The organism is Sphingobium sp. WR1 (genome assembly GCF_059693745.1).
The window spans coordinates 52,466-66,098 of the sequence record NZ_JCATID010000027.1 but is presented as its reverse complement, the minus strand read 5'-3'; the positions used below and the strand labels follow the sequence as shown (position 1 = coordinate 66,098).

Sequence of the window (13,633 nt, the reverse complement as noted above, 5' to 3'; positions counted from 1 at the left end):
GCGGGCGGCCTGGAACAAGCACACTGCTCTGTAATCTTTCCTATCGAAGGACACTCTGGAAACATGACCTAACATCGGGGTCCGGGTCACGTTCTCGTCCAGACTGATCTCGGACGGGTCGTTCTCGGTGTCGAGACGGCAGCGAACCGGGTGGTTCTTCCTGATCTGCTTGCGCTTGGCGCGCAACAGATAGGCCAGCCTGCGACTGTCAAACGGCGTTCAAAAGGGACCCCCGATCGGCGTCGAAGAGGGACCCCCTTTTCAGATAATATGATGCTGGTTTGTTGAAGATGGCCTTGCGCTGCGTGCGGCGGAGGGCGGGCGTAGCCCGACCGGAGGCGCGCGCAGCGCAAGATAGATTTTTGAAGGCGCCGAAGGTGGCTGTCAGCTGCGGTTTTTGAAGCGCCAGCTGTCGTTGCCCGTCTCGACGATATCGCAGTGGTGGGTGACGCGGTCGAGCAGCGCCGTGGTCATCTTGGGATCGCCGAACACGGTCGGCCATTCGCCGAAGGCGAGGTTCGTGGTGATGATGACGCTGGTCCGCTCATAAAGCTTGCTGATGAGGTGGAACAGCAACTGCCCTCCCGAGCGGGCGAACGGCAGATAACCGAGCTCGTCGAGAACGATCAGGTCGAGCCGCGACAGCTGCGCCGCCAGGGTCCCGCCTTTGCCGATCCGGGTCTCCTCTTCGAGGCGTGTCACCAGATCGACGGTGTTGAAGTAGCGGGCGCGAGCGCCCCTTCGCACGACATTGGCGGTGATCGCGATGGCGAGGTGGGTCTTGCCTGTCCCCGTGCCGCCGACCAGCACGATATTGCGGCGAGGCGGGAGGAAGGAGCCATCGTGAAGGGAGCGGATCATCTCCTCATTGATCGGTGTGCCCTCGAAGCTGAACCGCTCCAGGTCCTTCACCACGGGCAGCCTCGCAGCCGTCATCCGATAGCGGATGGAGGCTGCATCCCGGTGGGTCGCCTCAGCACGGAGCAGGTCGGTCAGTATCTCCATGGTGGTGCGCTTGCGCTGGAGGCCGGTGGTGACCGCCTCGTCGAACGCCGCCGCCATGCCCTTGAGTCCGAGGCCGCGCATCGTGTCGATCATATCATGCCGCTGCATCATAGCCTCGCAGCAGATCATAGCGGGCACAGTCGGCGAGCGGAGGATGCTGCAGCATCCGGTCTTCCGAAGTGACGATGCTGTGGGGTGTCGCCGGCTCGCGGCGCCGGGAGAGGATGTTGAGGATCAGCTCGTCGCTGGCCGTTCCGTTCGCCAACGCTTCGCGCACGGCAGCCTCTACCGGCTCCAGGCCATCGGTGAGCACCGCCGAGAGGACCCGCACGAACCTGCGATCGGCCTCGTCCCCGGTGCCGAGCCTTCGCCGTAATCGGTGCAGGGCGGGCGGCAGATCCCAGTCCTGGAACGGTGCGCCGTTACGCAGCGCGCCGGGCTTGTGCGCGAGGACCGGCAGATAATGCCAGGGATCGTATATCGTGCGGTTCCGACCGAAGTGGCGCTCATGCTCCCCGACGATCGCATCGCCGCAGCGTATGACGATGCGATCGGCATAGGAGCGCACCTGAACGGTCCGGCGTGCGGCCGTCGACATGACCGAGTAGCGGTTGCGATCGAAGCTGATGAGGCAGGTGCCGGTGACGGCATGCTCGCTCTCATGGAAGCCGTCGAACGGTGCCAGGATCGGCTGCAGGGCCGGTCGCTCCATATCCAGCGCCTCGGCGACGGTAATATCCCCGCGTTCGGGATGGGCATGATGCTCGGCCCAGCGCCGGCACTCGGCCTCCAGCCACCCGTTGAGCTCGGCCAGGCTGGCGAACCGGAGCCGCGGCTGGAAGAAGCGGCCTCGGATTGTCTGGACCTGCTGCTCGACCTGGCCCTTCTCCCATCCCGCCGCCGGCGAGCAGGCGGTCGGCTCGACCATGTAATGATCGGTCATGATCAGGAAGCGGCGGTTGAACACACGCTCCTTGCCGGTGAACACGGCCGTCACCGCCGTCTTCATATTATCGTAGATACCGCGTCGCGGCACACCGCCGAAGAACGCGAACGCCCGGGCATGGGCATCGAACAGCATCTCCTGGCCCTCGCGCGGATAGGCCCGGACATAGGGTGCGCGCGAGTCGCAGAGACGCATATGCGCCACCTTCACCCGCATCGGCTTGCCGGCGATCTCCACATCCTCGTGGCTCCAGTCGAACTGGTAGGCCTCACCCGGCTGGAAGGTCATCGGGATGAACGCCGGTGCGCCTTCGCCAGCATCCTTCCGCCGCGCAGCACGCCAGCGCGCCGCATAGCGGCGCACCGCATCATAGGATCCATCGAACCCCTCGCGCACCAGCAGGTCATGGATACGCGTCATCCGTAGCCGATCGCGGCGGCCGCGACCTTCGTTCTCCTCAAGCAGCGCATCGAGACGATCCTGATAAGGACCGATCCGCGGCAGCGGCTGGACTTTGCGCTGATAGTTGAACGCCGCCTCCGGCGACCGGATCGCTTTGCGGACGACCTTCCGCGACAAACGAAGGTCACGAGCGATCGCCTTGATCGCCTTACCCGCTGCATGCTCACGCCGAATCCGAACCACTGTCTCCACGATCAACATCCCGTTCTCGCCAACTGATCAAAACCAGTCGGCCGACTAAATCCCCGGGATGAAGGGGTCCTTTTTGCACGCCGATCACCCCACGAAGGGGGTGCCTATTGCACGCTGATCCTCACCTGCGACCTTCGCCAGCGGTGACGAAATAGGCGCCGGTCGGCTTCTCGCCCTTCATTTCCGGCTCGATCACAAGGTTCTGGATCAGACCCTTATGCTCGATGGAACCGGCCAGCGCCTCGATGGCGGCCTCGCCATGCGGCACCTTGCGGGCGTTCTTCGGGGACTTCTTGAGCTTGTTGAGGGGCACGAAAATCTCGATGCCCGACACAGGCTCGGCAGCGGTGGTTTCGATTTGAACGGTCTTGGTCATCTTCCTACTCCTTGGGTTTCCGCGCAGCGGGAAGCGCCGCGCTGAAACCCTGCCCGTCGGCGAGACCGGGGGTGCAAACGGAGGGGCGGCTTCGCGGGGAACCGGCTGCACGGAGCGAAGCGGAGGAAGCTGGGCGGAAGACGCTCCGAAGTGCGCCAGGGGCAGAGCCCCAAGCACCGCGCCGCTCGCGGCGCCACAAATGACGCACCCTTGCGGCGGACGGCCGGCGCGGCGGCGTGCGCGCGGGCCTGTGGGCCAGCCGCCGCCGTGCCCTCCGGCCAGAGCGAGAGTGCTGCGCTGGGGAAAATGACGCGCGACCCCTGCGCGGCGTCAGCCGCCAGAGTGCGCTCCCTAGATCCCCGCGCTCACTATCGGGGCGTTGCGGGGTGTCCCCGCTCGAAGGGGTAGCGGGAGACCTATGGGCTCCCGGTCAGGGGAAGGCTTTCCCCTCAAACTGTATAGGATGAGGACAACAACAGCATAACCCGCACGCTGGAAGCGCGTTAAGAAGACTATCGGCTGTGGCTGGAAATAAAGTGCCCCGGCGGTATGCGAGGCAGGGACCACCGGGGGATACCGGCTCCATATGGATGATCGGGGAGGAAAAGCCAAGGATCACCGCTGCGCGCCTACGTTCATCTGCCGGGCGGTTCTACAGCGCCCGTCTCCACCGGCGCTTTGCGAGCCCATGCTACCAGTTCGCTCAATATCGCGGCCTGAGCTGAACAAATTTCTCCCCGATATTCGGTGACTTGATTACACTATGAGAGCGCCGCGCCGTTTGCGCGGTTGTCATGACGACTCGGTGCCTATACCCGTCAGTTTGCAGGAAAGGAGGAGCGCTGATGTCAACCAAGCAGATCGTCGCGCTGCTCAATTCGCACGTTGCTGGGGACGAAGAGCAATTTCTGTCGATAGCGCTCCAGGTCGCGGCACAGCAAGCGCGCCAAGGCAATGCCGAGGAGGCGAACCAGTTGAAGCGCCTCGTCCAAAAGGCGCGCGAACGGCTTGGCAACGCGCCTACCGGCCAAGCGCCAATCCCTCTGGCACGGCCGCGCGGCGAGTTGCAAGGGCTGGTCGAGAGCAGCTATCCGAAGACCAAGCTCGACAACATGGTGCTTGGCGAGGCCATTCGCTCGCGGTTGCAGCGCGTTGTCCGGCAGCAAAGCGAGCGGGCGACCTTGCGCGATCATGGGCAGGTTCCGGCGACGCACCTGCTGCTTGTCGGGCCTCCGGGCACGGGCAAGACCATGACGGCTTCGGCACTCGCGGGAGAGCTGCGCTTGCCGCTGTTCACGGCACGGCTGGACTCGTTGTTCAGCCGCTTCTTTGGGGAGACGGCCGGCAAGCTGCGCTTGCTGTTTGATCAGATTGCGCAGACCCGCGGCGTCTATTTGCTCGACGAGTTCGACGCGATCGGTTCGCGTCGTGGCGATCCCAATGACGTCGGCGAGATTCGACGGGTTCTTAACTCGGTGCTCTCCTTCATGGAGGAGCCTAACTCAACCGACAGTATCGTCATCGCGGCGACCAACCATGTCGAGATACTCGACAAGGCGCTGGCACGCAGGTTTGATGAAGTCATCGAATATCGGCTGCCCGATCCCGAATCCGCGCGCGCGATCCTCTCACGCCGGCTGGGACGCTACCGCCTGACCGCCAAGGCTTGGGCGTCGATCGCTCCCATCACGGAAGGCTTGAGCCAGGGGGAGCTGGTGCGCGCGGCCGATGCCGTCGTGAAGGACGCTATCCTCGAAGGGGCTAAGTCGATCTCGGCCGACCATTTGCGCATCGCGCTCCAAGACCGCCAAATCTTTCGACAGAGCTTTGGACATTGAAGCGCCGGCGTCGTCCGTCGGCGAGAAGAGGCCGCGTGGGGAAGCGGTGGGAATGACTTGAGGGGGGTATGCCCGAAAATGAAGCCGGTGCGGCGCCACGCCAGCCGCATATCTCGATCACGCGATGGCGCGAGGCAGCGCAGTATGTCTATCCCCGACTTCGGCGCGAACGACGCGAGCGGCGTGAAGACTACCATGCCCATGCCGAAGCCCTGCTCGGACAGTTGGGGGAAGCTCTAGGCAACCTCCCGCCGCCCCAAGAGGACGTCCGCATCCCGGTCGACGGGCTGAAACGCGGCGTTCTCGTCGAGGTCGAGACGATGGTGCCGAGCGAGCGCGCCAAGGCCACGAAGATACCGGCGCTGGATTTCCCGGCGCAGGAGATCGTCGTCCTCCGTTCCGAGCGTAGCGAGGATCGCACAGAGCGGGCGGTAGTGTTCGTTCCCGATGACGCTCGCGCATTCCTGACCGGCCGGATCGCGGCCTATGGCTCCGAAGATCTCGGCAATCACGAGCGTCCCGACATCGACAAATTCGAGGTGATCGAGGCGATCCGCGCCGCTGCGGCGCGCACGCTCGTCGTCGGCACGCCGGACTTGGCATCGCCAGCGCCGCAGTGGTGGGAGCTTTGGCTGCGTCGCCCCGATGCGATCGTGGAGGCGGTGGTGGCGGCCGCGCAGCAGGCGGGACTCGACGTGTATCCCGACCGGCTGCAATTTCCTGAAACCTCGGTCATATTCGTGCTCGGAACAGCCGAGGCGACCCTTGGGCTCGTCGGCCGCCTCAACGGCGCGATCAGCGAAGTGCGGCGCGCCAGCCAGAGCATCGAGCCGTTCCTTGACCAAGGCGACAAGAGCTTGGGGCAGCACGCGCTTGTGGCCGAATATTGCGGGCGGGTGACGCCTCCGCCAGCGGATGCGCCGGTGGTTTGCGTGATCGACACGGGCGTTGCGGCAGCGCACCCGCTGATCGCTCCCGCGCTGGCCGGTGCGTGGACTGTGAACGATGCCTGGGGCACCGACGATCACGCCGGCGCCGGCGGGCATGGAACGGGCATGGCGAGCCTTGTCCTGCATGGCGACCTGCTTGGGCCTATGAGCGGCCAACGCCAGGTCGTGCTCGGCCATGCCGTCGAATCCGTGAAGTTCCTTCCGCCCGGCGGCTTTCCGGCGACCGAGCCGGCGCGCTATGGCATTATCACGCAAGCAGCCGTGGCCGTGGCCGAAATCGAACGGGCCAATATCCCGCGCAGCTTCTGCATCGCCACCTCCTCGCCCGATCTTTCTTCGGAGGCACCATCAAGCTGGAGCGGCGCGGTCGATCAGATTTGCGCCGGCTCAATGCCGGGTGAGCAGCAGGCGGGGCTCGCCGCCAAGGATCACCCCAAGCGTCTCGTGCTGATCGCCACCGGCAATATGGACGGCGGGCTCAAGGCCGTGGTCGAGCAGCATCATGCACTCGAAGACCCCGCGCAGAGCTGGAATGCGCTCACTATCGGCGGATACACGGCGAAGGCTGACCAGGCGCAAGACGAACCCGAGTTGATTCCGCTGGTCGCGCCGAACGAGCGCAGCCCATTCAGCCGGGGATCGCAGACCCTTCCGGCTGACCTGACGCCGATCAAGCCCGACGTGCTGTTCGAGGCCGGCAACATGATGATGGACAATGCCCAGTTTTGCGGCTGGCACCCGGCGGTCTCGCTGCTCTCGGCAGGCAGGGATGTGGCTACGGAGCCGCTGGTGCCCTTCTGGGCGACCAGCGCCGCGACGGGCGTGGCCGGCAATTTCATTGGGCGACTCAAGGCCGATCTACCCGGCCGGTGGCCGGAAACCTACCGCGCTCTCACCGTTCATTCCGCCGAATGGCCTGGGCCAATTCGTAAGCTGCTGATCGGCACCGGCCGTAGCTGGAAGACGGGCAGCAAGGGCACGAAGCAGCAAATCCTACGCAGCATGGGCTTTGGCGTGCCCAACCTGGTTCGCGCGGCCGCGTCGGCGCGCAATGATGTGACCTTGCTCGCCGAGGCCGAGATTCAACCTTATGCCGCTTCGGCCGACGGGCGCTCGGCCGTATTCAACGAGGTGCATTTCTACGCCCTGCCTTGGCCGAAGGCAGCGCTAGAAGCGCTGGAAAACGCTTCGGTGATGATGAAGGTGACGCTCTCCTATTTCATCGAACCCAACCTTTCAGGCCGGGCCAGCACCCGACCCGACACCTATCGCTCCTACGGCCTGCGCTTCGCCTTGAAGAAACGGCGCGAGACGGCCAATGATTTTCGGACACGATTGAGCAAGACCGAGGAGAAGGCGGAAAAGGCCGGTCAGGAGACCGACTATTGGTTGCTCGGGCCGCAGGCCGTTCAGGCTGGGTCGCTTCATTGCGACCTGTGGCGAGGTCCGGCAATCGACCTTGCCGCGCACGACCAGATCGCGATCTATCCGGTCGGCGGCTGGTGGAAATCGCACATCGGACAGAACCGCATGAACGACAAGGGCCGCTATGCGCTCGCGATCTCCATCTCGGCGCCGGATCAGGACGTCGACCTTTATGCCGAGATCGCGGCGGCGATCGAGGCGCGGATTGCCGCCGAAGTGGCGGTGGCAGCCGGGCCGGATCAAGGGTGATGAGCCTCGCTCGGAGCCAGGTCGATTGGCTGCACCTCGTGCTGAGCCCGTCGGGCCTCCAGCCAGTCCAGGCCAGCGCTCGTCAACTCCCAGCGCTTCGCTGCGTGATCGCCCGACCCAATGCAGCGAACCCATCCGCGCTTCTGTAAATCGGAAGCCGCGAGACCAACGGATCGGTAGAATTTGAACGGATTGCTGAGCTGATCCTGAATCTCGCGACTGGTAAGCGGGCCGGATTCGAGGAGCGCGAGGATTTCCGGCGTGCGCCCCTGGCCCGGCGATGAATAGTGCCTGGACGCAGCCTGCTGGGCGCGATCCGCAGCATCGCGTTCGACTGCACGGCGCGCTTTGTTGGGACTCATCGCCTTGCCGGCGAGCTTCGCGGCCGCGATTGCGGTCGTGCCCTGTTTGGTGAGCCGATAGATCGGCGCGCGTCCCGGCATCGGCCTTTCCTGAACGATGTAACCCGACATCCGCAATCGCTGGAGATACTGACCCGCGCTTGGAGCCCGCTTTGACCGGACACCCGCTGCGGCGCTGATGTCGAGTGCGCGGGCTGGTCCGAGCGCATCGAGAGCGAGTAGGAGACGCACCTGTTCGGGTTTCAGCGCTGCGGAGACGTCGTTGCCTGGTAGGTGCTCACCTTCGAGATCATAGGCGCTGTGCGTTAATCCCTTCTGAGTGAGCCGGATAAGCTGGCGTTTGGGAGTCCCAGCCTTCTCGACAAGCCCCTTGGCGACAAGACGCTTGAGTGCGCTGTGGGTCGACTGGCCGAGCCGCTCGACGAGTGCTGCTCGGCGCGCGCCGCCGACTGGCGGAATGAGCCTCAACGTCGCCTTTTCGAGCGAGCCCATCTTAGGTTCGCGATCCACCAGGACGTCGAGCGTCCTTTTCCCGCTTTGTGCATAGACCCATTCGGAGGACTCACCGGGTGTAGGCAGACGGCGGATAAGGCCGGATTTCATCAGCTTCTTGAGAATCTGGTCCACCGCTTGACGGCTGACACCCTCTCGCTGGCGAAGTTCTGCGGCCGTGGCCGGCTTTGCTAGAGCGTCATAAATGGTTTGTTGCCGCGTCCCGAGCTGTCCCCGAAAATAGGGTTCGCGTTGCTTCACCGCGATCTCCGCATCGAGCGGTCGGCTCCCATCTCGAAACAGGCCGTGACTGACGCGCACAAGGTGCCCGTCCATCAGCAGCAGTTCGAGCGCGGCGCGCGAATTGCGCACATGCTTGATGTCACGCCAGCGCACCACGCCGCGCTCCCGGACGATTTTAAGCATGGTGTGCGCACCAGTCCCTGGATTGGGTTCCCATCGGGGCGGCGCGGAAGGTAATTTGTCGGACGTTACCGCACGCACGGCAACCCGCACTTCAGTAGCTCCAAAATGATGCCGTAGAACCTGCTCCAGCCGAGTTGCATCCACTACAGGACAGTCAAACTCCACATCGACTCGATATCCTTTCGACTTCCGCACAACTTCCCCCGGGAGTGGCATCACCGCAATAGCCGCAATGGAGGCAAGCGTCACGTTATGCCAGCATCACAACGCTGACCGGCTGGCTGTTGCCGAGCGCAGCGGCGTGGATCATCAGCTATTCGACAGCCGCGAGGCTTCCTGGGTCCGAGCGCATGGTCGCGGATAAGCGCGTTGTCTCCAGCTTCGGCCCGATTGTCTCCAGTCGGCGGGGCCATTGTCTCCAGCCACCGGGTCGCGTGGAAGGGGCGAAATGGCCGCGCGGGGGCGCAAAAGATCGGGCGCAACCTGCGCCAGCCAACGCCAGGGGCGGCCCATTCTTGGCGATTTTCTGGAGACATTATGGAGACAACGGGCTTTACAGAGGGCGTTGTCTCCAACGAAAAAGCGGCCCGAAGGCCGCTAATCCACTGATTTCCATAGAGAAAACTGGAGCGGGCGAAGGGATTCGAACCCTCGACCCCAACCTTGGCAAGGTTGTGCTCTACCCCTGAGCTACGCCCGCTCTTGGCGGCCGGGAGGGTGTGTCCTCTCGGCGGGTGGCGGCCAACTAGCAAGGCTTTCCCATGTCGGCAAGGGAAGAATTGCAGAAAAATGAAATTATCTTTCGTTGTCCTGAAAATCGATTGATTTCCGTGGGTTGTTCGATGTCTGCCGAATTGCGGCCGGGACCGTCCATCCTGCGTTCCTTCGATCCAGGCGAAGACTCAGATGCGTCCCGCCCTTGGAGCGGGTTGAAAATCTGCTAGTCTGACGCCAGTTTTCCGACGGCGCGGATCATTTGCGCTCGCGCTTCGTAATCGCCAGCGGATCAGCAGGGAGGACCAGCCATGACGTCCGATCATTTGTCGCGCCGCGGCCTGTTGCGGGGCAGCGCCGCCCTCGCCGCGTCGACGCCCGTCCTCTCGCATGGGTCGGCCGTCGCCGCGCCGGCCCGGAGCAGCAAAGGAACCCGCATGAGTCCCGTCGAACTCACCGTCAACGGTCGCGAGGCGCATCTGCAACTCGACCCGCGCACCAGCCTGCTCGATGCACTGCGCGAGCATCTGCACCTCACCGGCACCAAGAAGGGCTGCGACCATGGACAGTGCGGCGCCTGCACCGTGATCGTGGAGGGGCGGCGGATCAACAGCTGCCTGACACTCGCCGTCATGCATGATGGAGAGAAGGTGACGACGATCGAGGGGCTGGGCACGGCGGAGGCGCTTCACCCGATGCAACGCGCCTTCATCGTCCATGACGGCTATCAGTGCGGCTATTGCACGCCGGGCCAGATCTGCTCGGCGGTGGCGGTGCTGGACGAGATCGAGGCGGGCGTTCCCAGCCATGTGACCGAGGATCTCGACAAGGTGACGCTCAGCGACGTCGAATTGCGTGAGCGGATGAGCGGCAATATCTGCCGCTGCGCCGCCTATCCCAACATCATCGCCGCCATGCGCGAAGTGGCCGGGGAGAAGCAGGCATGAAAGCCTTCACCTATGAGCGCGCGGCAAGCGCCGAAGCGGCGGCCAAGGCGGCGGCCTCGATCCAGGGCGCGCGCTTCATCGCCGGCGGCACCAACCTGCTCGACCTGATGAAGCTCCAGATCGAAACGCCGGCGCATCTGATCGACGTCAATCATCTGGGCCTAGACCGGATCGAGAAGACGGAAGATGGCGGGCTGCGCATCGGCGCGCTGGTGCGCAACACGGACCTCGCGGCCGATCAGATTGTCCGCCGCGACTATGCGGTCCTCAGCCGCGCGTTGCTCGCCGGCGCATCGGGCCAGCTCCGCAATAAGGCGACCACGGGCGGCAATTTGCTGCAACGCACCCGCTGCCCCTATTTCTACGACACGCGGATGCCCTGCAACAAGCGCAAGCCCGGCAGCGGCTGCGGCGCGATGCAGGGGATGAGCCGGAGCCTCGCCATATTGGGCGTCAGCGACGCCTGCATCGCCCAGCATCCCAGCGACATGGCGGTGGCGATGCGGCTGCTCGATGCGCAGGTCGACATGGTCGGGGCGGACGGCGTGACGCGATCGGTCCCGATCGCCGACTTCCATCTGCTGCCCGGCGACACGCCGGACCGGGAAACGGTGCTGAAGCCCGGCGAGATCATCACCTCGGTCACTTTGCCAAAGCCGATCGGCGGCGCCCATGTCTATCGCAAGGTGCGCGATCGCGCCTCCTACGCTTTCGCCCTGGTGTCGGTGGCGGCGATATTCGGCAGGGATGGGACCGCGCGCTTCGCCTTCGGCGGGATCGGCGCCAAGCCCTGGCGCGTCGCAGCGGCCGACGCGGCGGCGAAGCAGGGTGCGAAGGCGGTGGCGGACGCCGCGCTGGCGGGCGCCCGCACCACGCATCACAATGATTTCAAGAAGTTGCTGGTCGAACAGACGCTGACATCCGTCTACCGGCAGCAGGAGGCACGGGCATGAGGTTCGATACGCCTGCGGGCGCCAATCCGATCGACACGGGCCGGGTGATCGGCATTCCCCACGACCGGATCGACGGCGCGGCCAAGGTGACGGGCAGCGCGCCCTATGCCTATGAACGGCACGACGCCGCCCCCAATGCCGCCTATGGCTGGATCGTCGGGTCCGCCATCGCCAAGGGGCGGATCGCCGCCATGGACCTGCGCGTCGCCGAAGCGGCGCCCGGCGTGCTGGGCGTCGTCACGCACGCCAATGCCGGCAAGCTCGGCAAGGGCAGCTTCAACACCGCGCCGTTGCTGGGCGGGCCGCAGGTCGATCATTATGAGCAGGCGGTCGCGCTGGTCATTGCCGACACGCTGGAAAATGCGCGCGACGCCGCGAAGCTGGTGCGGATCGACTATGCGCCGGAGGACGGCAAATTCGACCTTGCGGCCGAGCGGCAGAACGGCGTGGTTCCGCCAGCGGGCTTTGGCGGGCCGGCTGACACGAAGGCGGGGGATTTCGACACGGCCTTCGCCAAGGCGGCGGTGAAGGTCGAGCAGAGCTACACCACCCCCGACCACAGCCATGCGATGATGGAGCCGCACGCCACCACCGCAGCGTGGAGCGGCGACAAGCTGACGCTCTGGACCGCCAACCAGATGATCGCCTGGGGCGTGGGCGAGGTGGCGAAGACGCTCGGCATTCCCAAGGAGAATGTTCGGCTGGTGTCGCCCTATATCGGCGGCGGTTTCGGCGCGAAGCTGTTCCTGCGCGCCGACGCCGTGCTCGCGGCGTTGGGGGCGAAGCAGGTGGGGCGGCCGGTCAAGGTCGCCATCGCCCGGCCCCAGATTCCCAACAACACCACCCATCGCCCCGCGACGATCCAGCGCATCCGCCTGGGCGCGGACAAGGATGGCGTGATCGACGCCATCGCGCATGAGGTCTGGTCGGGCGACCTGCCGGGCGGCGGCGCGGAAACGGCGGCGCAACAGACGCGCCTCCTCTATCGCGGTCCCAACCGCATGACCGCGCACCGGCTCGTCACGCTCAACCTGCCCGAAGGCAACGCCATGCGCGCGCCGGGCGAGGCGGTCGGCCTGCTGGCGCTGGAAGTGGCGATGGACGAACTGGCCGAAGCGGCGGGCGTCGATCCGGTCGAACTGCGCATCCGCAACGATGTCCAATATGATCCCGAAGTCGGGCCGCAGCGCCCCTTTTCCAGCCGCAAGCTGGTGGAATGCCTGCGCGCGGGCGCGGACCGTTTCGGCTGGGCCAGGCGCAACCCCAAGCCGGGGCAGATGCGTGACGGTCGCTGGCTGGTTGGCATGGGCGTGGCGGCCGCCTTCCGCAATAATCTCGTCACCAAATCGGGCGCGCGTGTCGGCGTCGATGCCCAGGGGAAGGTCATCGTCGAAACCGACATGACCGATATCGGCACCGGCAGCTACACCATTATAGGGCAGACGGCGGCGGAAATGCTGGGCGTGCCGCTCGATCATGTCACGGTGCGCTTGGGCGACAGCCGCTTTCCCGAATCCGCCGGCTCGGGCGGGCAATGGGGCGCGAACAGCGCGACGGCAGGGGTCTATGCCGCTGCCATGGCGCTGCGCGCGAAGCTGGCGGAAAAAGCGGGCTATCCCGCCGATCAGGCGCTGTTCGAGGATGGCCTCGTCAAGCTGGCCAACAAGTCGCAGACGCTCGCCGCGCTGGCGGGTCGCGACGGCCTCTGGGCCGAGGACGCCATGGATTATGGCGATCTCGACAAACGCTATGCCCAGGCGACCTTCGGCGCGCATTTCTGCGAGGTCGGGGTCGATATCGACACGGCAGAGGTACGCATCCGTCGCATGGGCGGGGCCTTCGCCGCCGGCCGCATCCTCAACCCCAAATCGGCGCGCAGCCAGGTGATCGGCGCCATGACCATGGGCGCGGGGGCGGCGCTGATGGAGGCGCTGGATGTCGACACCCGCTTCGGCTTCTTCGTGAATCACGACATGGCGGAGTATCTGGTTCCGGTCCATGCCGACATCCCCGAACAGGACGTGCTGTTCATCGAGGAACTGGACGACAAAAGCTCACCGATGAAGGCCAAGGGCGTGGGCGAACTGGGCATTTGCGGCGCGGGCGCGGCGGTGGCCAATGCGATCTACAACGCCACCGGCATCCGGCTGCGCGACTATCCGCTGACGATCGACAAGTTGCTCAAGGCGCGGGCGGCCTGAGCCATATTTAGAGCAGGATGACATTTCCTCGCAATGACGGGTGGATCAATGTGAAGTCATCATACTCTAATTATCCCCGTTCGTTTCGAGCGTAG

10 protein-coding genes and 1 tRNA gene are annotated in these 13,633 nt (G+C 64.9%); 5 read left to right on the top strand and 6 right to left on the bottom strand.

Annotated elements, in window-relative coordinates; translation table 11 throughout:
* The 4 genes from AC58EF_RS23715 to AC58EF_RS23700 all read right to left on the bottom strand — a co-directional run.
* A partial coding sequence (locus tag AC58EF_RS23715; protein WP_497278937.1) for a ParB N-terminal domain-containing protein occupies positions 1 to 186 on the bottom strand: 186 nt, incomplete at its 3' end.
* 198 nt (positions 187 to 384) lie between these two features.
* Positions 385 to 1,113 carry an IS21-like element helper ATPase IstB gene (gene istB / locus AC58EF_RS23710; protein ID WP_031304487.1) on the bottom strand — a complete coding sequence of 243 codons (729 nt, stop codon included), beginning with the start codon at positions 1,111 to 1,113 and terminating at the stop codon, positions 385 to 387.
* Positions 1,100 to 2,614, bottom strand: a complete 1,515-nt coding sequence (gene istA, locus AC58EF_RS23705) for an IS21 family transposase (protein WP_021238707.1) — start codon at positions 2,612 to 2,614, stop codon at positions 1,100 to 1,102. The genes istB and istA overlap by 14 nt, the downstream gene beginning before the upstream one ends.
* Before the next feature lie 112 nt (positions 2,615 to 2,726).
* Positions 2,727 to 2,981, bottom strand: coding sequence for a ParB N-terminal domain-containing protein (locus tag AC58EF_RS23700; protein ID WP_497278936.1), 255 nt, complete (start codon positions 2,979 to 2,981; stop codon positions 2,727 to 2,729).
* A gap of 845 nt (positions 2,982 to 3,826) precedes the next feature.
* Between AC58EF_RS23700 and AC58EF_RS23695 the strand changes: the two genes are divergently transcribed.
* A complete protein-coding gene (locus AC58EF_RS23695) occupies positions 3,827 to 4,819 on the top strand; it encodes an AAA family ATPase (RefSeq protein ID WP_012049856.1) in 993 nt (330 codons plus the stop codon).
* 68 nt (positions 4,820 to 4,887) lie between these two features.
* On the top strand, positions 4,888 to 7,443 hold the full coding sequence (locus AC58EF_RS23690; protein ID WP_066767978.1) for a S8 family peptidase: 2,556 nt from the start codon (positions 4,888 to 4,890) through the stop codon (positions 7,441 to 7,443).
* Here AC58EF_RS23690 and AC58EF_RS23685 read toward each other — a convergent pair.
* Together AC58EF_RS23685 and AC58EF_RS23680 are read right to left on the bottom strand one after the other, a co-directional pair.
* Complete coding sequence (locus AC58EF_RS23685) at positions 7,434 to 8,723, bottom strand: hypothetical protein (RefSeq protein ID WP_066767979.1); 1,290 nt, start codon at positions 8,721 to 8,723, stop codon at positions 7,434 to 7,436. The genes AC58EF_RS23690 and AC58EF_RS23685 overlap by 10 nt on opposite strands.
* A gap of 625 nt (positions 8,724 to 9,348) precedes the next feature.
* Positions 9,349 to 9,423 (bottom strand) — tRNA-Gly (locus AC58EF_RS23680).
* A 325-nt stretch (positions 9,424 to 9,748) separates the two neighbouring features.
* Here AC58EF_RS23680 and paoA point away from each other — a divergent pair.
* From paoA to paoC, 3 genes are read left to right on the top strand one after another with little or no spacing between them, the layout of a single operon-like run.
* Positions 9,749 to 10,384, top strand: coding sequence for an aldehyde dehydrogenase iron-sulfur subunit PaoA (paoA, locus tag AC58EF_RS23675; RefSeq protein WP_497278935.1), 636 nt, complete (start codon positions 9,749 to 9,751; stop codon positions 10,382 to 10,384).
* Entirely contained in the window at positions 10,381 to 11,337 is a 957-nt protein-coding gene (locus AC58EF_RS23670; protein ID WP_497278934.1) for an FAD binding domain-containing protein, read from the top strand. Before paoA ends, AC58EF_RS23670 begins: the two co-directional genes overlap by 4 nt.
* Positions 11,334 to 13,538, top strand: coding sequence for an aldehyde oxidoreductase molybdenum-binding subunit PaoC (gene paoC / locus AC58EF_RS23665; RefSeq protein ID WP_497278932.1), 2,205 nt, complete (start codon positions 11,334 to 11,336; stop codon positions 13,536 to 13,538). Before AC58EF_RS23670 ends, paoC begins: the two co-directional genes overlap by 4 nt.
* Positions 13,539 to 13,633 lie beyond the last annotated feature (95 nt).